The sequence below is a fragment of the Streptomyces eurocidicus genome, assembly GCF_002891295.1.
GTDB classification, from domain to species: domain Bacteria; phylum Actinomycetota; class Actinomycetes; order Streptomycetales; family Streptomycetaceae; genus Streptomyces; species Streptomyces eurocidicus.
The window spans coordinates 17,879-39,841 of sequence record NZ_LGUI01000016.1 but is presented as its reverse complement, the minus strand read 5'-3'; the positions used below and the strand labels follow the sequence as shown (position 1 = coordinate 39,841).

Genomic DNA, 21,963 nt, shown 5'->3' with positions numbered 1-21,963 from the left:
GCGATGCCGTTGGCGAATCCGGGGCCTGCGCACTTCGCCCCGCCGGTTATCCGGCGGGGCGAAGTGCTGCCAGGTGGGAGATCCGGGTGCGGGCTCGGGGCCGGTCTGCTGTCCAGGTGTCGATGCGGGCGAGGTTGATCGCGGCGGCGGTGAGCTGGTGCTGTAGCCGGGTCTTCGCGAGTCCGTGGTAGCGGCATTTTCGCAGGCCAACGGTTTGGACGGCTTGGGAGATGGTGCCCTCGACGCCGGCGCGGGCCGCGTAGCGTTCTCTCCAGGCGGGTGTGTTCTGGATGGCGCGCGCGTGCTGGATGGCTTCGTGTTCGGGCCGGGGACGCAGGGTGATCTCCCGGCGCATGGCGGCGGTCGAGCTGACGCACTCAGCGCGGACGCGGCAGGGACGGCAGTCGGTCGCGGAGAACTTCACCCGGACCACCGGGGTGCCACGGTGGGATAGCGCTTCGCGCCACTGACCAGTGGTGATGCCATTCGGACACGTTACGGTCCTGTGGCCCCAGTCCACGGCGAAGGCTTCCTGCGTGTAGGCGCCGGCCGCCTGGGCGGTGGTGTTGCCCGTGACCGGACCGGTCAGAGTGACGCCGTACCGCTGGAGAGCGGTGACGATGCGGGAACCGTCGAGATAGCCCGTGTCGAGCAGGTGCTCGTCGGGCAGCAGGTCCCGGGCCGCGAGGCCGTCGTGAATCGTGTCGGTCGCCTTGATGTCGGGGACGGTGGAGTCGGTGGTCAGCACGTGGGTGAGCAGGTTCGGGGTGTCCGGCGTGCAGGTCTCGGTGAGATGGACCTTGAACCCGTCCCACTTGATGTCGCGCTTGATGCTGTAGCGGACCTCGGTGTCATAGGGGCTGACCAGGCGCTTCGCGCCCGGCGGGCAGTCTTTTGGGTAGCGCCACCGCACCTGCCCCTCCGCGTCGAGCCAGTACTGCTGCACCCACGCCTCACGCAGGATGCGCACTGAGGGCAGTTCACGCAGCCAGGCCGGGGAAGAGGGAGCGAACACGTCGTGCAGCAGCCGCATTCCGTCGGCACCGCTCTGTTCGGCGAGCTCGGCCCGCTTGCCGCGGCCCTGCGGCAGCCAGTAGTCCTCGGCGCGCGAGGCATACCGCTCGAACCAGGCAGGCTCGGCGTGATCGGTCAGCCAGGCAGGAGCCGCAGCCGCCAGCGCGTTGAGCGCCGCCCTCAGAGTTTCGATGACGAACTCCAGCCGGTTCAGCGACCGGATAGAGGCCAGCACATGCGTGGAATCGGTGCGGGCCCGCCCGCCCGACCGCAGCAGACCCGCCGCGCGGGCCGCGTCCAGGACCCGGTCGAAGATCAGCTGTCCTGCCTCGGCCGCGACCAGCCGGCCGCGGAACTCACTCAGCACCGAGTAGTCGAAACCCGGGTCGGTCAGCTCCATGTTCAGCGCGTATTTCCAGTCGATACGCGCCCGCACTGCCTGCGCGGCTTGCCGGTCCGCAAGCCCCTCGGCGAACTGAAGTACCGAGACCAGCGCCAGACGGCCCGGTGACCAGGCCGGCTTACCCCGCGAGGGAAACAGGTCGGCGAACTGCTCGTCGGTGAACAGCACACCCAGCTCGTCCCGGACACGGATCGCCAGACTCCCCTTCGGGAAAGCCGCCCGAGCCACCCGGACCGTCTCCGCCGGAACATCACCCGGCGCCCCCGGCTGCATCGACATCGACACCCTCCCCACGCAAAACGTCGGTCTCCAAGACCACAACCAGATCTTGGAGACCGACGTCACGCACAGAGCACCCCGGATTCGCCAACGGCATCGCACCCTGCCGGGGGGCCTCGCGCGTCCGTACGGGCCAATCCCCCTGGCGGCGCCGCGCCCGCCCGCCGAAGCTGCGGGGGAGGACGCCCGTACCGCCATGGAGGACCCGCTCATGCCCGACGTCACCGGTCCGTACGCACCCGGCACCCCCTGCTGGATCGATCTGATGGTCCCCGACCAGCAGGCCGCCCTCGACTTCTACCGCGACCTGTTCGGCTGGCAGGGCGAGGTAGGGCCGCCCGAGACCGGCGGGTACGCGATCTGCGCCAAGGACGGCAAGCCGGTGGCGGGCATCATGGCGGCGATGAACCCGGACGGCAGCACGCCCGATCCGGCGCCGCCGAGCGTGTGGACCACCTATCTGGCGACCGAGGACCTCGACGCCACCGGCCGGGAGATCACGGGCAACGGCGGCAAGCTGACCATGCCACCGACGGACGTGCTCACCCTCGGCCGGATGGCGGTCGCCGAGGACCCCACGGGCGCGGTCTTCGGCCTCTGGCAGGCCAAGGACTTCATGGGCGCGAAGGTCGTCAACGAGCCCGGCTCGTTGGTCTGGAACGAGCTCAACACCAACGACACGGCCGCCGCCTCGGGCTTCTACGCCGCCGTGCTCGGCCTCAGGGCGACCCCGGCGGAGGGCATGCCCGGCTATTTCTCGCTGGCCGCGGGCGACCGGACGGTCGGCGGGATGCAGGCGCTCGGCACCCTGCCCGCCCCGCCCGACGGGCCCTCGAACTGGCTGACCTACTTCTCGGTCGACGACACCGACAGCACGGTCGACGCGGTGATCCGGGCCGGCGGCTCGGTGCTCAAGCCGCCGTTCGACATGGCCGCCGGGCGGATGGCCGTGGTCCAGGACCCCCAGGGAGGTGCCTTCGCCGTGATCGACGCCAGCACGACCGAGGGCCCGTGATCACTCGGCGGTGACCTTGCGGTCCTTCTTGAGCTGGTCGAAGAGCTGCCCGGCCTTGGACATGTCCCACTTCACGGCCACGCCGTCGCTCGGCGTCGGGAGGTTCGCGTTCGCGATCGGCACGGTCAGCTGCTTGCCGTCGCCGCCCGTCACGCCCTTCATCGCCCAGAACATCGACGTCAGGTCGAACAGGCCCATGTCCTTGTCGACGATGAGCGTGTCCAGGCCGGAGCCGATCACGGGGTAGAGGCGGAACGGGTTGAGGACCGTGCTCGGCGAGGCGGCCTGCTTGGCGAGGGTGTTCAGGAACTTCTGCTGGTTGCGCATCCGGCCCAGGTCCTGGTCGGCCTCCTGGTGGCGCTGGCGCACGAAGGCCAGCGACTGGGCGCCGTTCAGCTCCTGGCAGCCGGCCTTGAAGTCCGCGCCGGAGTCCGGGTCCTTCAGCGGCTTGTCCAGGCACATCTCCACCCCGCCCAGCGCGTCCACCAGATTGCGGAAGCCGCCGAAGCCGATCTCCGCGTAGTGGTCGATGCGCAGCCCGGTGTTGAACTCGATGGTCCGCACCAGCAGCTCCGGCCCGCCGTCGGAGTACGCCTGGTTGAGCTTGTGCTTCGACGCGGGGAACCTCTTGCCGGACTCCTTGCCGGTGAAGGCGGGGATCGTGACGAACGAGTCACGGGGCAGGCTCAGCATCGTGGTGCCGTTGTCACCGGTGTGCAGGATCATCATCGAGTCGGTGCGCTTGCCGTCCGCCGACCCGGTGTGGAGCTCCTTCTTGTCCGCGTCGGACAGGCCCTCGCGGCTGTCGGAACCCACGATCAGGTAGTTGGTGCCCTCGCCCGCCGCCGGCCGGTCCTCGACCTTGCCGAGGTCCACCTCGCGGCGCAGCTTGGAGTCGGCCCAGAAGTACGTGCTGACGGAGACGGCCAGCAGCACCACCACGAAGGCGGTCAGGCCGATCGTGATCCGCTTGCGCCAGTTCGGCGGAGTGGTGCGCGGCGCCCCGCCGTGCGGGCCCCGGCCGCCGCCCCGGCCGCCGCGCCCCGGGCCGGCCGGACCGCCGGGCCCGTAGACCTGACCGGTGTTGTAGCCGTCGTCCCGGCGCCCGCCGGAGGCGTGGTCCGTGACCGCGGGCCCGTCGTCGTAGCCCGGGGCCGGCTGGTACTGGCGGGGTGGCGCCGTGCGCCGCACATGGGGCATGGCGCGGGCGCCCTCGGGCTCGGCATTCGTGCTGCCGTGCCCGTACCGGCCCCGCTCGTCGGTCCGCCCATCCGGCCAATCGCTCATGTAACGCAGTGTGCCCCGGGTGCCCGGTCGACCGGCAGGGCGACCACATGATCGGGGCATTGCTGTTGCAGAGCTGATGCAGAACGGCCCTGGGGCGGCGGGCGGCATACAGTGGTGGACATGACCATTCAGGACCGGAATCCGGAGACGGACATACCCGGCAAGACGACGTCGGCCTCCCGTACGACGCTGTCCCACATCATGACCGGCAGCGACACCAATCTGCTGGGCACCGTGCACGGTGGCGTGATCATGAAGCTGGTGGACGACGTCGCCGGCGCGGTGGCCGGCCGGCACTCCGGCGGCCCGGCGGTCACCGCCTCCATGGACGAGATGGCCTTCCTGGAGCCGGTCCGGGTGGGGGACCTCGTCCATGTGAAGGCCCAGGTGAACTGGACCGGCCGGTCCTCCATGGAGGTCGGCGTCCGGGTGCTCGCCGAGCGGTGGAACGAGTCGACCCCCGCCGTGCAGGTGGGCAGCGCGTACCTCGTCTTCGCCGCGGTCGACGCCGACGGCAAGCCGCGGCACGTCCCGCCGGTCCTCCCCGAGACGGAGCGGGACCGCAGGCGCTACCAGGAGGCGCAGATCCGGCGCACGCACCGGCTGGCGCGCCGTCGGGCGATCATGGAGCTTCGCGAGAAGCGGGCCGCGGACGGTATCGAGGATTGACCGTCCGCGGGTCTTCGGGATCCGGGGCTGCCGCCCCGGGCCCCTTTCCGCGCTACCGCGCGGTGTCCTCAAACGCCGGACGGGCTGGATTTTGCCCAGGTCGGCCTTTGTCGAGAACGCCGGGCGGGCTGATTTTCAGCCCGCCCGGCGTTTGAGGACATTCGGGAAGGGGCGGGTAGGGGAAAACCCCCGCTACACCCCCGCCCCCTCCGGGCAGATCACCTGGTCGCCCGTGACCGCCGCCGCCCCCTGCCGCTTCGGGACCGGCGCAAACACCCGCACCGCCCGTACCCCCTTGAAGTCCAGCCCCAGGGTCACCTTCATCAGCGGACCCTGCCGCGCCACCGGCCGTAGCTCCGCGCCCGGCAGCGCCGCCGCCAGGGAGCGCACCGAGCGGTCCCAGCGCGGGTCGTAGGAGATCACCGTGCGCCGCGGCGGCACCGGTACCCGGGCGTCGGCCGGTACGCCCGTCGTGCTGAAGCCGGTCGCGCGCAGATCCAGGTCGGTGGTGCGGGCGAGGCCCGGGCGGCGGCTGCCGTTGTAGACCTGGACCCGGACCTTCCCGGGCGCCACCTCCACCGGCACCGGCGGCCCCACCAGCCGGCGCGGCGCCTTGGCGTCGTGCGCCCGGCGGTTCCGCTCGGTGAGCGGCTGGTCGTCGCGCAGGGCCTGGAAGAGCTTGCCGGCCGCCGCCTCGTCCCACTTCACGGTCGAGCCGATGTGCGGAACCGGGAAGTCGGCGACCCCGACCGGCACCGAGACGAACTCCGTCGAGGAGGGCGTCAGATTGCGCATCGCCCGGCCCAGCCCGACCAGCTCGTCCCCGCCGAAGCCCCGGTCGGCGCGGACCGAGCCCAGCAGGGTGGCGGAGACCTCCTGGAACTTCACCGGGTTCAGCAGCACCCCGCTGCTCGTCGCCTGGTGCAGGAGCGAGGCGAGGAAGCGCTGCTGCCGCTGCATCCGTCCCAGGTCGGCGGCGCCGTCGAGATGCCGGGAGCGCACGTACTGCAGTGCCCGCCCGCCGTCCAGCTCGCTGGGGCCCGCCGGCAGGTCCAGCCCGCTGTAGCGGTCCCGGAGCGGCTTGGCCGAGCACACCCGCACCCCGCCCAGCACGTCGACGGTCCGCATGAAGCTCGCGAAGTCGACCTCCAGATAGTGGTCGACGTGCACGCCGGTCAGCTGCTCCACCGTCCGCACGGTCAGGCTGGGGCCGCCCTCGGCGTAGGCCGCGTTGAGCTTCTGCGGGTGGGCCGGGCGGTCGCGGCCGGCCTCGTCGGTGTGCTCGGGGATCATCGTGTAGGTGTCGCGGGGCAGGCTGACCACGGTCGCCCGGTCGCGGTCGGCGGAGAGGTGGACGAGCATCAGGGTGTCGGTGCAGTGGCAGGGCGCGCCGCCCAGGTGGTAGCGGTCCCGCAGGGCCGGGCTGATCCGCTCCCGGCCGTCCGTGCCCACCAGCAGCACGTTCATCCCCTGCCGGGTCTCGGGCGGCCGGTCGACCAGCCCGCGGAAGGCGTCCACCCGGTCGATCCGGCTGTCGATCCCGCTGACCACGGCGTGCCCGAGGCCCCCCGCGCCCAGGACCGCCAGCGCGGCCAGCGAGGTGATCCGCAGCCCCCAGCGGGGGCGGCGGGGGGCGCCGTGGCGGGCCCGGTGCGAGCGCGGGTTGCGGGCGGGTGCGGTCAAGGCGAGACCTCCGCGACGGTCGGGACCAGGACGGGGCCGGGCCCGGAAGGGCCAGGGAGCGGTCACGGTATGCCCATACGATCTATGGACCGCGCCCCCACGCCGTTCGGGGTCACGCCCGCCACCCGGCCGGGAGCGTCGGCCTCCGCCATTGGCGGTAACGTGACCGACGAGTCCGCCGCCCCCCGCGCGTCCGGTGAGTGACCCCCGTACCCCCGAGGAACCATGCCCGAACAGCAGCCGCCCGCCGTTTCCGTGATCATGCCGGTGCTCAACGAGGAGCGGCATCTGCGCACCTCTGTACGGCACATTCTCGAACAGGAGTACGCCGGTGAGCTGGAGGTCGTGATCGCCCTCGGTCCGTCCACGGACCGCACGGACGAGATCGCCGCCGAGCTCGTCAGGGAAGACCCCCGGGTGCACACCGTGCCCAACCCCACCGGCCGGACGCCCGCCGCCCTCAACGCCGCGATCAAGGCGTCCCGTCACCCGATCGTGGTGCGCGTGGACGGCCACGGCATGCTGTCGCCGAACTACATCGCGACGGCCGTGCGGCTGCTCGACGAGACGGGCGCGCAGAACGTCGGCGGCATCATGCACGCCGAGGGCGAGAACGACTGGGAGCACGCCGTCGCCGCCGCCATGACCTCGAAGATCGGCGTGGGCAACGCGGCCTTCCACACGGGTGGCGCGGCCGGCCCCGCCGAGACCGTCTACCTGGGCGTCTTCCGGCGCGAGGCGCTGGAGCGGCAGGGCGGCTACAACGAGGAGTTCATCCGCGCCCAGGACTGGGAGCTGAACTTCCGGATCCGTGAGGCGGGCGGGCTGATCTGGTTCTCGCCCGAGCTGAAGGTCTCCTACCGGCCGCGCCCGAGCGTGAAGGCGCTCGCCAAGCAGTACAAGGACTACGGCCGCTGGCGGCACGTCGTCGCCCGCTACCACCAGGGCTCGATCAACCTCCGCTACCTCGCGCCGCCGACCGCCGTCGTGGCCATCGCCGCGGGCGTGGTGGTCGGCGCGGCCGTCACCCCCTGGGGCCTGGTCGTGCCCGCCGGGTATCTGGCGGCCATCGCCGCGGGCTCGGTGCCCGCCGGCAAGGGCCTGCCGCTCAAGGCGCGGGCGCAGATCCCCGTGGCCCTGGCGACGATGCACATGTCGTGGGGGTTCGGCTTCCTGACCAGCCCCCGCTCGCTCGCCCGCAAGGTCATCGCCAGCCGCCGCCCGGCGGTCACGAAGTAGCGCGCGACGCCGTACGGGCCCACCCCGGGCCCGTACGGCCGCCCGTCCGGGGACGGGCCCCGCTCAGAAACGATTCAGCGAGTTGACCTTCATACAGGCCGACGTGTCGTTGCCGTTGAGCGGATCCGCGCTCTCGGGCGCCTTGTTGTCGTCGCCCTTGCTCCGGGGCTTGTCCCCGTTCCTGCCGTCGTTCTTGGCGTCCGGGTCGTCCTTCGCGCCCTTGTCGCCGTCCTTCCCGGCGTCGCCCCGTGCCTCGTCCGGGGCCTTCGGGTAGGTCGTGCCCGTACGCCAGTCCCCGCCGACGACCAGGGTCAGCCCGTCGACCGCCGTGGACATCCGCAGCGCGCTGTCCGGCAGCCCCAGGGCCTTGGCCAGCGCCTCGGCGTCGCCGCGCTGGGACGCCTTCGCGTAGCTGAGCGTGGTGTCGGCCTGCGACCTGGGCGTGGAGTCCGCCGTGGCCTTGCTGAAGCCCTGCTTCACCAGGAAGGCCGCGATGTCGGAGCCCCGGCCGACGGCCACGGGCTGGGCGGCGGTGCCGGTGCCGTTGAAGACCGTGACGTCGACGGCGCTCCTGGGCCCGGTCGGGGCCGCGGGCGAGGAGCTCTTCTCGTCCTTCTTCTTGTCCTTGCCGTCGAGCGCGATGTCGTTGCGCACCAGCGAGAACAGCTTGTCCGCGTCGCCCGGCTTGGGGATCACATGGGCGTCCGGGTTCTGCGGGTCGGAGATCCACGGCATCGTGGTCATGGTGATCCGGCCGGACGGCACCCGCTTGATGTCGTTGGCGAGGTCGTAGAGCTTCTTGACCGAGCCGAGGTCCTTGTCGACCGTGAGCGCCTTGGTGGCGGCCTCGGCGAGGTCGGTGAGCTGGCCCGGGTCGGAGAGCTTGGTGCCCGACTTGAGCTGGCGGACCATCGAGTTCATGTACATGTGCTGGGCGTGGGTACGGCCGATGTCGCTGCCGTCCTCGAAGCCGTGGCGGGTGCGCAGCCACTGGAGGGCCTGCTCGCCCTTGACGTTGCTCCGGCCCTTGCGCAGCCGCAGGCCGGACTTGTCGTCGTAGACGTTGTTGTCGACGCAGACCGGGACGCCACCGACGGCGTCGGCCATGCTCACCACACCGGCGAAGTCGATCATCATGAAATGGTCGACCGGGATGCCGGTGAGCTCCTCCCAGGTGGCGACCGTGCAGCCGGGGCCGCCGTTCATCAGGCTGGTGTTGATGATTTGGTGGTCGGTCTCCCGGTAGACCTTGCCGTCCTCCGGGTCGGTGCACTTGGGGATCGTCACCCGGGTGTCGCGCGGGACGCTGATGACCGACATGTTGGTGCGGTCCGCCGAGACGTGCACCAGCATCTGCACATCGGCGAGCGGCTTGCGGCCGGCGTCCTCGCGGGCGCCGCCGAGGGCGACGTTCTCCGCGCTGTTCCGGCTGTCCGAGCCGAGTATCAGGATGTTCAGGGGGCGCTGGCCGGCGGCGTTGGCGGCGCTCCGGTCGAGCTGCTTGTCGCCGAGGTTGAGCGGGTCCTTCTTGAGGTTGCCGTTGAGGTGCTCGTAGTAGAAGTACCCCGCGGCGGCGGTGCCGAGGATGAGGACCGCGAGGCAGAGCGCGGTCCAGCGGGCTATTCGGGCCGCGCGGGAGCGCCGCCCGGTACGGCCCTTGCCGCCGGACGCACCGTCACCGGCCGGGCCGGCGGCGGCCTCGGCCGTGCCGGACGCGCCGCCGGCCGTGGCCCCGCCCGCGTCGGTGACGCCCGCGCCCGCCTTCCCGGTGGCGGCCCCGGCGTTCCCGGCCCGTCCGTTCTTCCCGGCTTGCCCGGTCTTATCCGCCTTCGCGGTCTTCTCTGACTGCGCGGCCTTCTCCGCTTTCACGGACTTCTCGGCCTGCCCGGTCGCGTCGCCGGTCTCCTGCCCGTCGCGGGCCCCCGGGACGCGGCCGCGCGCCCGCGGCCCCCGCACACTGCTGTCCCCCATGGGGGCTCCCCTAACTGCTGCGTCCGGCCCGATGGGCAGGCGTGTCGTATCTCGTCGCTCTGTGCACGCAGATCGCTCCGAGCGGATCGTACGGCCGTGCCGTGCTCAATTGACCGGTCGTCCGATAGTGAGATGCATGTGTGCGGGGGATGGGTTCACTTGGCGCAGATGTTCTTGTCGTCCGCTTCGACCTTTTGGATGCCTTCCGGCGCCTTCGTGGGCGTCGGAACGGAGACGGGCGTGCCCGCGGCCTTGAAGTCGGCGCCGAGCGTGAGCGTCATCTCCGCGGTCGGGGCGGCGTCCGTCTTGCCCACCTTGAGCGCCTCGACGGGCAGGCCCATGACCTCCGCGAGCCGGCGCGCCTGATCGGCCTGGTTCGGGGCGAACTCCAGGACGGTCTTGTCCAGCTTCTTGCCGCCGACGGCGTTGCCGCCGTTGCTGGTGTGGCGCATGCCCTTGGTGTTCTGCATCCAGACGACGGCCTCCTGGGCCGCGCCGATCCGGCCGCTGCCGTTCAGGACCTTCACCCGGACGTTCGCGGGCTCGGCCTTGGGCCCCTTGAGGAGGGCGTCCTGGGCGGCGTCCGCCTTCTCCTGCTCCTTCTTCTCCTTCTCCTTCACCTCGGTGAGGGAGACGTCGTCGCGGACCATGGCGAAGAGCGGGTCGGACTTCGTCTTGTCGAGCACGACCGTCTTGTGGTTCTTCCCCTCGGCGGGGTTGTCCTTGACCGGGACGGTCACGAAGGAGATGTTCTTGATGTTGACCCGGCTGAGGTCCTTCGCCAGCTTGGTCAGATTGCTGACGGACCCTATTCCCGTGTCGACCGTCAGGGATTTCGTCGCCGCGTCACCGAGGTCGTAGAGCTTCTTGGGGTTGGTGAAGGTGTCGTCGGACTTCATCTCGCGGATCATCGAACTCAGGAACTGCTGCTGGAGCTTGATCCGGTCCAGGTCGCTCTCGAAGCCCACGCTGTGCCGGGTGCGGACGAACGCGAGCGCGTCCTCACCCTCGATCTTGTGCCGGCCCTTGCTCAGCTTGAGGTGCGACTTGGGGTCGTCGATGTCCTTGCCCAGGCAGACCTCGACGCCGCCGACGGCCGACGACATCTGCTTGACGGCGTTGAAGTCGGCCATCATGAAGTGACTGACCTTCAGGCCCGTGAGCGCCTCGACGGTCCGCCAGGTGCAGCCCGGGTCGCGCTCCTCCTGGCCGAGGCTCTCGTTGAAGCGGACGCCCGTGGAGCCGGGGATCGTCTTGGTCGTGCCGTCCTTCTTGGTGGTGCACTCCGGGATGTCGGTGATCATGTCGCGGGGGATGGAGAGCGCCGTGGCGTTCGACCGGTCCTCGGAGACATGGAAGAGCAGCGTGGTGTCGGCGTGGCCGACGCTGCCCTCGTCGCCGTACCCCTGGTTGCCCTTGCCGTCACGCTTGTCGGTGCCGATGACCAGGATGTTGACGGGGCCCTTGGTGACGGCGGCGTTGTCCACCCCGACGTCGATCTTGTTGAGGTTGTTGTTGAAGTGCTGGTAGAGCAGATACCCGCCCAGCGAGCCGCCGACCAGCACAAAGGCGAGGCTGCCGCCGGTCCACAGCAGCACCTTCTTCTTCGTGCTCTTCTTCGGCTTGGGCCGCCGCCGGCCCACGGCCGGCTTGGCTCCGGCCCGCCGTCCGCCGCCACCGCCGCCGCGCTGCGGCGGCACGGCACGGCGGCCGGGCGGTGCCTTGGGGCTTCGGGGCTTGGCGGAAGCGGCCGTGGCATCGGCGGTGGAGCCGGAGCTGTGCCCGGGGGCCTTCCCGGCCTCCTCGGCTTGGTCAAGACGCAGCTCGTAGCTGCCGGTTTTCGGGTCGAAGACCCACTGGTCGGCGGGGTCGATGCCACCCGCCCGCCCACGGCCTTGCGCGTCCACGGTCGCTTGAATCCTCCGTCGGTGCCACGCGGCGCCTACCCCCCAGAGGCGCTCGGTCACGTCATCAGTGCAGTGCGCGGTCAGCCGACCGTGCGCACCGGATCGCTCACACTATCCGCCCAGTTCAGCGTCAAGCGACGCCGGTGACAAATTCCACTCCCCTACAACTGGGCAATCTGCCCAATCCCTTCGGGCATGCGAAAAGCCGATCATACGCTTCGGGTGATTCATCCACAGATGCCGTGTGCTGCGGTGGTTCCCTCGTATGTGGGAGGGGCGGTGCGTGCCGGAGAGGCGGCCGAAGGGCTCGCCGGGGGGCTCATGGGGGAGGCGCCGGGAGGGGCGATGGACCGCTCGCCGGAGGAGGGCGAACCCGAGGAGAACGAACCGGAGGAGGGTGAACCGGCGGAGGGCCCGCCGTACTCCACGGGGGCTTCGGGCTCCGGGGTCCAGTCCTCGTCCTCGGCCCGCGGCCGGCTCCCCGCCGCCCTGCCGCCGGAGCTGCCGCCGGAGCTGTCACCGAATCTGCCGCCCGGCTTGCCGTCCGCGGGCCGGACGTGGGCGCTCACCGACACCGGGCGGTCCCGGCGCAGTTGCTCGAAGAGCTGATCGGCGTCGGGCTGGACGAGCTCGTCGCGGTCCGGGTTGTACGGGTACGGGCGGCGCGGCACCGTGAGGAACTGGACCCGGTCGCTGGGGATGCCGCGCACGGTGCGCACCAGGTCGTACATCTTCCGCAGGGTGTCCAGGCCGGCGTCCGTGGTCAGCGAGGACGTCGCCGCGTCCAGCACCGGGTAGAGCCGCGCCGGGTTGAGCAGCACGCCGTTGCTCTGCATCTCCTTGAACAGGGCCCCCAGGAACTCCTGCTGCCGCCCCATCCGCTCGGTGTCGCTGCCGTTGCCGAGGCTGTAACGGGCCCGTACGAAGCCGAGCGCCTGCTCCCCGAGCAGCACCTGACGGCCCGCCGGGAGCTTGAGCCGGGCCTCGGGGTCGTTCACGGCCTGCTTGAGGCACACCTCGACCCCGTCGATCGAGTCCACCAGCCGCTTGAAGCCGTTGAAATCGACGATCACATGGTGATTGATGCGGATATGGCTGATGTTCTCGACGGTACGGATGGTGCAGGCCGCCCCCGCGAGCTCGAAGGCCCAGTTGAACTGGGCGAACCGCTCGCTGGTCTCGACGCCGTCCGGCCGCCGGCAGGCCGGGATCTTCGCCATCAGGTCGCGCGGCAGGCTGACGGCGGTCGCGCTGCGCCGGTCGGCGGCGACGTGCAGCAGGATCGTGGTGTCCGAGCGCTGGCCGCTGTCCTCGCCGTAGCTGCGGTTGCCGGGGCCGTCGCGGGTGTCCGAGCCGATGATCAGGATGTTCTGCGCACCGGCCACCAGCTCCGAGGGGCGCTGCTTCTCGTAGCGCGCCAGTTCGTTCGCGGTCGCGGTGTCCGTGGTGATGTTGCTGTCGAGCCGCCGGTAGAGCAGCCAGCCCACGGCCACCGAGGCGAGCACCAGCACCACCAGGCCCAGGGCCAGCCAGCGCAGCCAGCGGCGCCGCCGCCGGGGCGGCGGCGGGAGCAGATCGATGCTGTCGTGCACGGCTGCGTCCCTCCCTCACCGGGTGGTACGTGCCTCCGTAGGGGCCTGGTCCGCGCGGGGGGCCGCGCGCTGGTGCTCGGCACGCCGGGACGGCGCGTCCCCCCGATCATCGCGCGGCCGCGCGGATGCGGCAGCGTCAGAGGGCCGTCACGGTGACGCGCTCGCTCTCCCGGCGCTTGTCCAGGCCGCCGCCGGAGAGCCGGTCGAGGTTGCGGCAGAGCACCACGGAGCCGCCGGCCGCCAGCGGGGCGAAGAGCCCGGCGGAGAGGCCGTCCCAGCTGTCGTACGGCAGGCCGGACAGCATCCGGGAGTCCGTGCCGAGCCCGTGCTGGAAGGCGTCCGTACGAGCCCGCTCCACGAGCTGGGCGCCCGTCAGCTCCAGACCGCCCACGACGAGGCAGGGCGCGTCCGGGTCCACGGGGGCGTACGGGGCGAAGCGGTCGCCCTGGCTCGGCACCTCGACGGCATAGTCGGCGAAGCCCTCCGGCGGCTGGGGGAACCGGCCGCCCAGGGGGCGCAGGGCCAGTGCCACGCGCTCGCCGGAGCACGCGCGCGCCTCCTCCAGGGTGTCCGGGCCGCTGACGACCAGGTCCGCGGCGGCCGGGTCGCCGCCCACGTCGGCCACCACGCCGACGGACGAACAGGCCAGCAGCCAGACGGCGGTCTGCCAGTGGGCGGGCAGGCGCAGGGCCACCCGGTCGCCCGGCTCGACCGAGTAGGCGTCCTGGAGCAGATTGGCGGTCTTCGCCACCCAATTGGCGAAGGTGGCCACGGACAGTTCCACGCGTTCGCCGGTGGCGTCGTCGTAGAAGGTCACGAGCGGGCGGGCCGGGTCCGCGGCGAGCGCGGAACGCAGCAGGTCGGCGGGGGTGCGATCGGTGGCGTTCATCGCCGTCAGGGTACGCGCCGGGGCGGTTCGCGGCCGAGGCCCGGAGCCCGCCGGGACGGCCGCCACGGCCGACTGGCCGTCAGCCGCTGAATGGACATGTCTGCCGGGATATGTCCAGGATTTCTCTTATGCGTGGATTTCTTGTCTCCTCGACCGTGACCGCATGCGCCGCCGCCCTCACCCTGCCCTTCCTCGCGACCTCCTACGGGGCGGCTCCCTCCCCCGCCCCGGAGGCCCGCGGGAGCAAGGGGCACGTGTCCGCCGCGTCCCGGGCGATCCCCGGCTCGACGCGCTCGCTGCCGCTGATCCCGCTCGCCGCCGGCGGCCGGGCCCGCGCCCACGGGGGCGGGCCCGCCCCCGAGCAGGGGCTGCTGGAGCGGGAGGTGAAGCCCTTCTCCCTGGTCGGCATCGTGTGGGACGACGCCTCCGCCGAGCTGCGCGGCCTGGCCCAGGTGCGCACCCGCGCGGTGTCCAACGGCGACTGGTCGAAGTGGCAGGACGTGCAGACCCATGACGACGACCGCCCCGACCTCGACTCGGCCGAGGGCCGCGGCGGGCGGCTGCGCGGTTCGACCGCGCCGCTGTGGGTCGGCGCCTCCGACGCCATCCAGGTCCGTGTCCGCCCGGAGGCCGTCGCCGACCGGACCCCGGAGGGCCGCGCCCTGCCGGCCGGGATGCGCCTGGAGCTCGTCGACCCGGGCGACGACCCGGTCCGCACACGTGCCGCGGCGCCGCCGGACACCGAGGAGGAGATCGCCAGCTCGGCCGCCAACGCCCCGCTGGTACCGCTGGGCGCCACCGAGATCCCGGCGGCCGGCAAGGCCGCCTCGGTGGCCGACATCGCCGCCACCGGCGCCGGCCGGGGCGGCGGCCACCGGGCCGACGACCCGGAGTACCCGATGGACCCCGACGACGCGTCGGTGCCCCGGGTCTCCGAGTACGGGGACCCGGTCGACGCCACGTACCCCGGAGACCTCGACGACACCGACCAGACGATGGCCGACACCGGCCGCTACGTCGGCCCGCGCCCGCGGATCGTCACCCGGGTCGGCTGGGGCGCCGACGAGTCGCTGCGCGAGAAGGGCTTCGTCTACACCAACACCGTGCGGGCCGCCTTCGTCCACCACTCGGCCTCCGGCAACCGCTACACCTGCGCTCAGTCCGCCTCGGTCATCCGCAGTATCTACCGCTACCACGTGGTGAGCAGCGGCTGGCGGGACCTGGGCTACAACTTCCTTATCGACAAGTGCGGGAAGATCTACGAGGGCCGCGCCGGCGGGGTGGCCAAGGCCGTCATGGGCGCCCACACCCTCGGTTTCAACACCAACAGCATGGGCATCGCCGTTCTCGGAACATTCGACAAGAGCAGCCCGCCCACCGCGGCCGTGAACGCCGTCGGCGCCATCACCGCCTGGAAGCTCGGACTGTTCGGGGCCAACCCGAGGGGCACCACGACGCTGGTGTCCGGCGGCGGCAACCTGTTCAAGAAGGGGACCTCGGTCAAGCTCAAGGTCATCTCCGGGCACCGCGACGGCTACGCGACGGAGTGCCCCGGTGACCGCCTTTACAGCAGGCTCGGCACGGCGCGCTCCACGGCGGCCCGGCTCCAGGGGCGATGATCTGGCAATCCACCTACCCCGGGTCTGCATACACTGGCCGCCGATCACGGCCCGGCCCCAGCAGGAAGCAGAGACGACAAGGTGACTGAAGCGATCCTTCTGGTCGGCGGCAAGGGAACCCGGCTCCGCCCGCTCACGATGAACACGCCCAAGCCCATGGTCCCGGCGGCGGGCGTCCCGTTCCTCACGCACCAGCTGGCGCGGGCGCGCGCGGCGGGCATCGACCACATCGTGCTGGCCACGTCCTATCTGGCCGAGGTCTTCGAGCCGTACTTCGGCGACGGCTCCGCGCTGGGCCTGCACCTGGAGTACGTCACCGAGAAGGAGCCGCTGGGCACGGGCGGCGCGATCCGCAACGTGGCCGGCAAGCTGCGCTCCGCCCCCGACGAGCCGGTTCTGATCTTCAACGGCGACATCCTCACGGGCCTCGACATCGAGGCCCTGGTCGACACCCACCGCACGGCGGGCGCGGACGTCTCCCTGCACCTGACCCGGGTCGAGGACCCCCGGGCCTTCGGGCTGGTCCCGACGGACCCGGACGGGCGGGTGACGGCGTTCCTGGAGAAGCCGCAGACGCCCGAGGAGATCGTCACGGACCAGATCAACGCGGGCGCGTACGTCTTCAACCGCTCGGTGATCGACAGCATCCCGGCGGGCCGCCCGGTCTCGGTGGAGCGCGAGACGTTCCCCGGGCTGCTCGCGGCGGGCGCCCATCTCCAGGGCATGGTCGACTCCACGTACTGGCTCGACCTCGGCACGCCCCAGGCGTTCGTGCGCGGCTCGGCGGACCTGGTGATGGGCCGGGCGCCGTCCCCGGCGGTCCCCGGCCGCTGCGGCGACCGGCTGGTCCTCGACACCGCCGAGGTCGCCCCGGACGCCAAGCTCACGGGCGGCACGGCCATCGGCGCGGGCGCCCGGGTGGCGCCGGGGGCGCGGGTCGACGGCAGCACGGTGCTGGACGGCGCGGTGATCGAGGCGGGCGCGCAGGTGCGGGACTCGCTCGTGGGCGCGGGCGCGCGCATCGGCGCGCGCACGGTCCTCGACGGCGCGGTCATCGGGGACGGCGCCGACGTCGGCGCCGACAACGAGCTGCGGGCCGGTGCGCGGATCTGGTGCGGGGCGAGGATCCCGGACGCGGCGATCCGCTTCTCGTCGGATCAGTGACCCCGGTCACGGCGGAGCAAGACGTTCACTCACAGGAGTGATTTATCCGGACTGATTCCCCGGGGCTCCTTACGCCCCCGGGAACGGACCCGGACTCTCCCCTTCCGGTTCGGCCCGGACGTACCCTGGCCGGATGGCGACGCGCACATGGACCCCCTCGGGCCCGTACGACCTGGGGCGCACCCTGGACGTCCTGGCGCGGGGCCCCGGCGACCCGGCCTACCGGAAGGGGCCGGACGGATCGGTCTGGCGGGCCACCCGCACCCCGGCGGGCCCGGGCACGCTGCACGTGGCGACGGGCGAGGGCCGGGTGCGGGCCGAGGCGTGGGGACCGGGCGCCGACTGGCTCCTGGAGACCCTGCCCACCCTGCTCGGCGCGACGGACGACCCGGCCGCCTTCGTACCGCGCCACCGCCTCCTCCACGACGCGCACCGCCGCCACCCCGGCCTGCGCCTGGCCCGCACCGGGCTGGTCCTGGAGTCGCTGATCCCGTCGATCCTGGAGCAGAAGGTCACCAGCGACGAGGCGTACCGCGCGTGGCGGCTGTTGCTCCAGCGGCACGGCGAGCCGGCACCGGGACCGGTACCCCGCATGCGCGTGATGCCGGAGCCCCGGGCCTGGGCCCTGATCCCGTCCTGGGAGTGGCACAAGGCGGGCGTGGACGGCAAGCGCTCGGCGGCGATCGTCCGGGCGGCACGGGTAGCGGCCAGGCTGGAGGAGGCCGCCGCGATGGACGGACCTTCGGCCGCGGCCCGCCTCCAGGCGGTCCCGGGCATCGGCCCGTGGACGGCGGCGGAGACGGTCCAGCGCAGCAACGGCGCACCGGACGCGGTCACCGTGGGCGACCTCCACCTGCCGAGGACGGTGGGCTACGCGCTGACGGGGGCGCGGGGGACGGACGACGCGGGCATGCTCGACCTGCTGTCCCCGTACGAGGGCCAGCGGCACAGGGCGTGCCGCCTCATCTGCCTGATGACGCGAGCACAGCCGAGAAGAGCGCCGCGCCTGTCGGTGAACGACGTCAGGGCGATCTGAGGGGTTTTGGCCCCTAGCGCCGGACGGGCTGAAATCAGCCCGTCCGGCGCTTGAGGACACCGCGCGGAGCGCGGAAAGGGGGGCCCGGGGCGCCGGCCCCGGTTACGGGAAGGGGCGGGGTGGGGAAGAGCCCGCCGCAGGCGCACCCCGCCCCCGCCCAGGCCCGCGGCAGCGGCTACCGCACCGAGAAGAACTCCGAAGCGTCCCGCGCAGGCCGCTCCCGGGGAGGAGCCGCCGCGTGCCCCACGGCCACCGCCCCCATCGGGTCCCAGTTCTCCGGCAGCGACAGCACCGACCGCACCACGTCGCGGCAGAACATCGTCGAGGAGACCCAGGCCGATCCCAGCCGCTCGCCGGCCAGCGCCACCAGGAAGTTCTGCACGCCGGCCCCGGCCGCGACGACGAACATCTCCCGCTCGGCGGCGTTGCGCCGCGCGTCCGGATAGGTGTGCGAGCCGTCCGCCACCAGGCAGGGCACCACCAGATAGGGCGCCTTGCGCAGCACGTCGCCGCGCCGCACCCGCTTGGCGATGGATTCCTCGCTGAACCCGTCGCCCCGCAGGTCCGCGATCCACGCGTCCCGCATGGCGTCGAGCAGCTCCACGCGCGACGACTCGGACTCCAGCAGGACGAACCGCCACGGCGTGGTGTGGTGCGGCGCCGGAGCGGTGACGGCGGCGGCGACGGCACGGCGCACCGCGCCGGGGTCGACGGGGGCGTCGGTGAACTCGCGGACGGTACGCCGCAGCGTCACGGCCTCGCGCACGGCCTCGGAGGTGCCGAGCCGGAACATGTCGTCGGCGGCGTTGCGCACGAGGGCACGGGCCCCGAGGTCACTCCCACCGTCGCCCGGAGCCACGACATGAGGAAGCCCCCGGACGACGGCGACAGGCAGCCCCGAAGCCTTCCCCTTGACCAGGTCGCCGGCGGCGGCCAGTTCATCCGCCGTGGCGACGACCGTCACGTTCAGGGGATTGCCGTGCGAGTCCACGCCACCCCGCAGGTCGTCCAGCACCCGCACCCCGGCGGCGCCGATGGCGACGTCCGTGAGCCCGCTGCGCCAGGGGCGCCCGAAGGTGTCGGTGACGATGATGCCGACGTCGACGCCGAGGGCGTCCCGCAGCCCGGCGCGGAGGGCGCGGGCGGAGGCGTCGGGGTCCTCGGGGAGCAGCAGTATCGTGCCGGCCGCGGTGTTGGAGGCGTCCACGCCGGCGGCGGCCATGACGAGCCCGAGCCGGTTCTCGACGATGCGGAGCTCGCCGCGCCGCGCCACGACCCGTACGGCCTCGGCGTCTATGGCGGCCTGCCGGTCGGCGGCCTCGACGATGCGGCCCTCGGCCTTGCTGACGATCTTCGAGGTGACGAGCAGGACGTCGCCGTCGGCGAGGCCGGGCAGCTCGTCGGCGGTCGCGGCGGCGGCGATCAGCTTGACGAGGTCGTCGCCGGGCCGTACCTCGGGGATGCCGGGGAGGGCCCAGACCCGGAACCCGGGCGGCGGTGTCGTCGGGAGGGGGGCGGTCACGCGCGCACCTCCGCGGCGAGCGCGAGCGCCTCGGCGGCCATCCGCGCGGTGGCCTCGACGTCGGTCATCATCAGCGGCACGGCGCGGCAGCGGATGCCCGCGGCCTCGACGTCGGGCACGGTGCCCGCGTCCACGGTGTCGACGAGCCAGCCGTCGATGAGACCGGAGCCGTAGTGCCGGGCGACGGCCGCGGCGGTGGACTCGACGCCGACGGCGGCGAGGACCTTGTCGGCCATGCCGCGGACGGGGGCGTCCCCGACGATGGGGGAGAGGCCCACGACGGGCGCGGCGGAGTTCGCCACGGCCTCGCGGACGCCGGGCACGGCGAGGATGGTGCCGACGCTGACGACGGGGTTGGACGGCGGGAAGAGGATGACGTCGGCCTCGGCGAGGGCCTCCAGGACGCCGGGCGCGGGCTTGGCCTCGTCGGCGCCGACCGGGACGATCGCGTGCGCGGGCACCTCGGCCCGCAGCCGGACCCAGTACTCCTGGAAGTGGATCGCCTTGCGGCCGCCGGGGGCCCCCGGGTCGTCGGTCATGACGTGGGTCTCGACGCGGTCGTCGCTCATGGGGATCAGCCGCACGCCGGGCTGCCACCGCTCGCAGAGCGCCTCGGTGACGGCGCTGAGGGGGTAGCCGGCGGCGAGCATCTGGGTACGGACGATGTGCGTGGCGAAGTCGCGGTCGCCGAGGCCGAACCAGCCGGGCCCCACGCCGTACGCCGCCAGTTCCTCCTTCACCGCGAAGGTCTCTCCGGTCCGGCCCCACCCCTGCTCCTCGTGGATGCCCCCGCCGAGGGTGTACATCACGGTGTCGAGGTCGGGACAGACCTTGAGCCCGAAGAGGTGGATGTCGTCGCCGGTGTTGCCGATGACGGTGATGTCCGCGTCGGGAGCTGCTGACTTGAGGCCACGAAGGAAGCGGGCGCCCCCGATCCCGCCGGCCAGAACCACAATGCGCTGCATGAGGTGCAGTCTGTCAGGCCGGGGGTCCGGCCTTGAGGGGTGGTGGCCGGGCGGCCCCGGCCCGTGCCGGGCGGGCGCGTCAGCCGCGCAGGACCTCCTGGAGGGCGGGCAGCGGCGCGGTGGCGCCCTGGCTCCGCGGCCCGTGCATGGGCATCTCGGTGAGGCCGGGGGAGTAGATGTGGAGGCTGACGGCCGGGGCGAGGGAGTCGTTGACGACCTCATGGGCGTAGCCGGGCGCGAAGACCCGCTGCGCTCCGGCGCGCAGGCGCCGGCGGGCGCCGCCGTACGGGCCCGTGCCTCCGGTGATCTCGGTGAGTTCGCCCTGCAGGACGGTCAGCACACCGGAGGAGGGGCCGTGGTCGTGCGGGCCGCTGCCCTGGCCGGGGACCCAGCTCAGCAGCCATGCCTCATAGCCGGGGCCGGTGCGCAGCCTTTGGTACCAGCGGCTGGTGGCGTCGTAGCGGACGAGGTGCGCCCAGGAGGCGCGGTCGGCGGCGACGGAGCGGGCCAGCCCCGCGAACTCGGCGACGGTGCTGGGGTGGGCGGGCACCGGCGGCATCAGGTGCGGGATGGCGAGCGGGTCGCCGGCGATCTGGACATCGCTGTTCATGTGCGGGATTCCTCGGCGGAAGTGCGGGGCGGCGCGGTGGCGGGCGGTGCGGGTGACGCCGGGCCGGGTACGGGCGTACGGAAGCGCGAGCCCTCGGCGGGCGTGGAAGAGGCGAAGGTCAGCCGGAGCTCGTGGGCATCAACAGCTGGAACAGCGACAGCGTGCCTGCACAGCGCAGCGGGACCCGTAGGAACGGGTCAGGCTGAGTGCGGCGATCGCTGGCATGGAAACCAAGGTGGCGGGCGCGACCGCGCTCTGTCAACTGGGTGTCCGTTTTGAGGCTAATCTTTCACCTCATCCGGTTACTGTGGGTGCCGAAAGGTTTGCGTATGTGTGGGTACGGACAGGTGGCGCTCCAACCGGGACCGTAAACATCGTTCGGCCGGACGGTGCAACGGGATTGCCGCGCGTGACGTCCTCACCTCATAGGGAGGTAACGGGACGGTCGTGGCGAGCAGATGTATGTGTCCGGACTTGTATTGTTTTGGGCACTTTCTGCTTGGCTTTGGTTCCGCAGAGTGAATAAGGGGCCCAATAGCAGATCTCGGCTTGACTGGCCCGGATCGGCACACTTGTAATTTCACCCGTGTCGTTCTGCCGCTTTGATGAAGGCAGCATCACGGGGACGCAAATGACAGACGAGGGGCGCACATGACCGAGCTGTTTCAGCAACTGCTGGTCGAGGAGGCGGACGAGGAGCTCGGCTGGCAGGAGCGCGCACTGTGCGCTCAGACCGATCCCGAGTCCTTCTTCCCCGAAAAGGGTGGATCCACCCGCGAGGCGAAGAAGGTCTGCCTCGCCTGCGAGGTCCGCTCGGAGTGCCTTGAATATGCCCTTGCCAATGACGAACGCTTCGGCATCTGGGGCGGCTTGTCCGAGCGCGAGCGCCGCCGTCTCAAGAAAGCCGCGGTCTGACCGCCGGGATTGGGCCGCCGGACCGGATGGGAACCACCATCGATCCGATAGGTCATACAGATCCTATGGATCTGATGAACGGTCTTATGGAAGACCGGCCGGGAAACCGGAGAGCACTCCGACCGGCACACCGCCCCGTACGACGACGGGCGCGCCGATCGGTATGACGACCGGCACGGCGATT

Annotated in this window: 17 protein-coding genes; 7 read left to right on the top strand and 10 right to left on the bottom strand. The window is 72.0% G+C overall.

Annotated features, from left to right (window positions below):
- Window positions 1–46: 46 nt before the first annotated feature.
- On the bottom strand, window positions 47–1,696 hold the full coding sequence (locus tag AF335_RS33505) for an IS1182 family transposase (protein WP_102922205.1): 1,650 nt from the start codon (window positions 1,694–1,696) through the stop codon (window positions 47–49).
- 211 nt (window positions 1,697–1,907) lie between these two features.
- Here AF335_RS33505 and AF335_RS33500 point away from each other — a divergent pair, with 211 nt between their 5' ends.
- Window positions 1,908–2,711 carry a VOC family protein gene (locus AF335_RS33500; RefSeq protein ID WP_102922208.1) on the top strand — a complete coding sequence of 268 codons (804 nt, stop codon included), beginning with the start codon at window positions 1,908–1,910 and terminating at the stop codon, window positions 2,709–2,711.
- Here the strand turns inward: AF335_RS33500 and AF335_RS33495 are convergent, their stop codons facing one another.
- Window positions 2,712–3,998 (bottom strand): LCP family protein, encoded by a 1,287-nt coding sequence (locus AF335_RS33495; protein WP_102922204.1) that lies wholly within the window; start codon window positions 3,996–3,998, stop codon window positions 2,712–2,714. It abuts the gene before it with no gap.
- 120 nt (window positions 3,999–4,118) lie between these two features.
- Between AF335_RS33495 and AF335_RS33490 the strand changes: the two genes are divergently transcribed.
- Window positions 4,119–4,667, top strand: coding sequence for an acyl-CoA thioesterase (locus tag AF335_RS33490; protein WP_102922207.1), 549 nt, complete (start codon window positions 4,119–4,121; stop codon window positions 4,665–4,667).
- 192 nt (window positions 4,668–4,859) lie between these two features.
- On the opposite strand, the gene AF335_RS33485 is transcribed toward AF335_RS33490, so the two are convergent.
- Window positions 4,860–6,350 (bottom strand): LCP family protein, encoded by a 1,491-nt coding sequence (locus AF335_RS33485; protein ID WP_102922203.1) that lies wholly within the window; start codon window positions 6,348–6,350, stop codon window positions 4,860–4,862.
- A 225-nt stretch (window positions 6,351–6,575) separates the two neighbouring features.
- On the opposite strand from AF335_RS33485, the gene AF335_RS33480 reads away from it, so the two are divergent.
- Entirely contained in the window at window positions 6,576–7,589 is a 1,014-nt protein-coding gene (locus tag AF335_RS33480) for a glycosyltransferase family 2 protein (protein ID WP_102922202.1), read from the top strand.
- Window positions 7,590–7,652: 63 nt separating this feature from the next.
- On the opposite strand, the gene AF335_RS33475 is transcribed toward AF335_RS33480, so the two are convergent.
- The 4 genes from AF335_RS33475 to AF335_RS33460 all read right to left on the bottom strand — a co-directional run bounded on the left by AF335_RS33475 (window position 7,653) and on the right by AF335_RS33460 (window position 13,948).
- Entirely contained in the window at window positions 7,653–9,560 is a 1,908-nt protein-coding gene (locus tag AF335_RS33475) for an LCP family protein (protein WP_102922201.1), read from the bottom strand.
- A gap of 155 nt (window positions 9,561–9,715) precedes the next feature.
- On the bottom strand, window positions 9,716–11,467 hold the full coding sequence (locus AF335_RS33470) for an LCP family protein (RefSeq protein ID WP_102922200.1): 1,752 nt from the start codon (window positions 11,465–11,467) through the stop codon (window positions 9,716–9,718).
- Window positions 11,468–11,694: 227 nt separating this feature from the next.
- Window positions 11,695–13,059, bottom strand: a complete 1,365-nt coding sequence (locus tag AF335_RS33465; protein WP_244927236.1) for an LCP family protein — start codon at window positions 13,057–13,059, stop codon at window positions 11,695–11,697.
- Between the two features lie 136 nt (window positions 13,060–13,195).
- Window positions 13,196–13,948: a TIGR03089 family protein gene (locus AF335_RS33460; protein ID WP_102922199.1), complete on the bottom strand. Its 753-nt coding sequence runs from the start codon at window positions 13,946–13,948 to the stop codon at window positions 13,196–13,198.
- A gap of 128 nt (window positions 13,949–14,076) precedes the next feature.
- Between AF335_RS33460 and AF335_RS33455 the strand changes: the two genes are divergently transcribed.
- From AF335_RS33455 to AF335_RS33445, 3 genes are all read left to right on the top strand, one after another.
- Entirely contained in the window at window positions 14,077–15,567 is a 1,491-nt protein-coding gene (locus tag AF335_RS33455; RefSeq protein ID WP_102922198.1) for a peptidoglycan recognition protein family protein, read from the top strand.
- 81 nt (window positions 15,568–15,648) lie between these two features.
- Window positions 15,649–16,731, top strand: coding sequence for a mannose-1-phosphate guanylyltransferase (gene manB / locus AF335_RS33450; protein ID WP_102922197.1), 1,083 nt, complete (start codon window positions 15,649–15,651; stop codon window positions 16,729–16,731).
- A 133-nt stretch (window positions 16,732–16,864) separates the two neighbouring features.
- Entirely contained in the window at window positions 16,865–17,767 is a 903-nt protein-coding gene (locus AF335_RS33445; RefSeq protein WP_102922196.1) for a DNA-3-methyladenine glycosylase family protein, read from the top strand.
- A gap of 175 nt (window positions 17,768–17,942) precedes the next feature.
- On the opposite strand, the gene AF335_RS33440 is transcribed toward AF335_RS33445, so the two are convergent.
- The 3 genes from AF335_RS33440 to AF335_RS33430 all read right to left on the bottom strand — a co-directional run bounded on the left by AF335_RS33440 (window position 17,943) and on the right by AF335_RS33430 (window position 20,864).
- Window positions 17,943–19,289, bottom strand: coding sequence for a coenzyme F420-0:L-glutamate ligase (locus tag AF335_RS33440; protein WP_102922195.1), 1,347 nt, complete (start codon window positions 19,287–19,289; stop codon window positions 17,943–17,945).
- A complete protein-coding gene (cofD, locus tag AF335_RS33435) occupies window positions 19,286–20,254 on the bottom strand; it encodes a 2-phospho-L-lactate transferase (protein ID WP_102922194.1) in 969 nt (322 codons plus the stop codon). The genes AF335_RS33440 and cofD overlap by 4 nt, the downstream gene beginning before the upstream one ends.
- 79 nt (window positions 20,255–20,333) lie before the next feature.
- Window positions 20,334–20,864, bottom strand: a complete 531-nt coding sequence (locus tag AF335_RS33430; RefSeq protein WP_102922193.1) for a cysteine dioxygenase — start codon at window positions 20,862–20,864, stop codon at window positions 20,334–20,336.
- A gap of 651 nt (window positions 20,865–21,515) precedes the next feature.
- Here AF335_RS33430 and AF335_RS33420 point away from each other — a divergent pair.
- Window positions 21,516–21,779, top strand: a complete 264-nt coding sequence (locus AF335_RS33420; RefSeq protein ID WP_004952403.1) for a WhiB family transcriptional regulator — start codon at window positions 21,516–21,518, stop codon at window positions 21,777–21,779.
- Window positions 21,780–21,963: the final 184 nt, after the last annotated feature.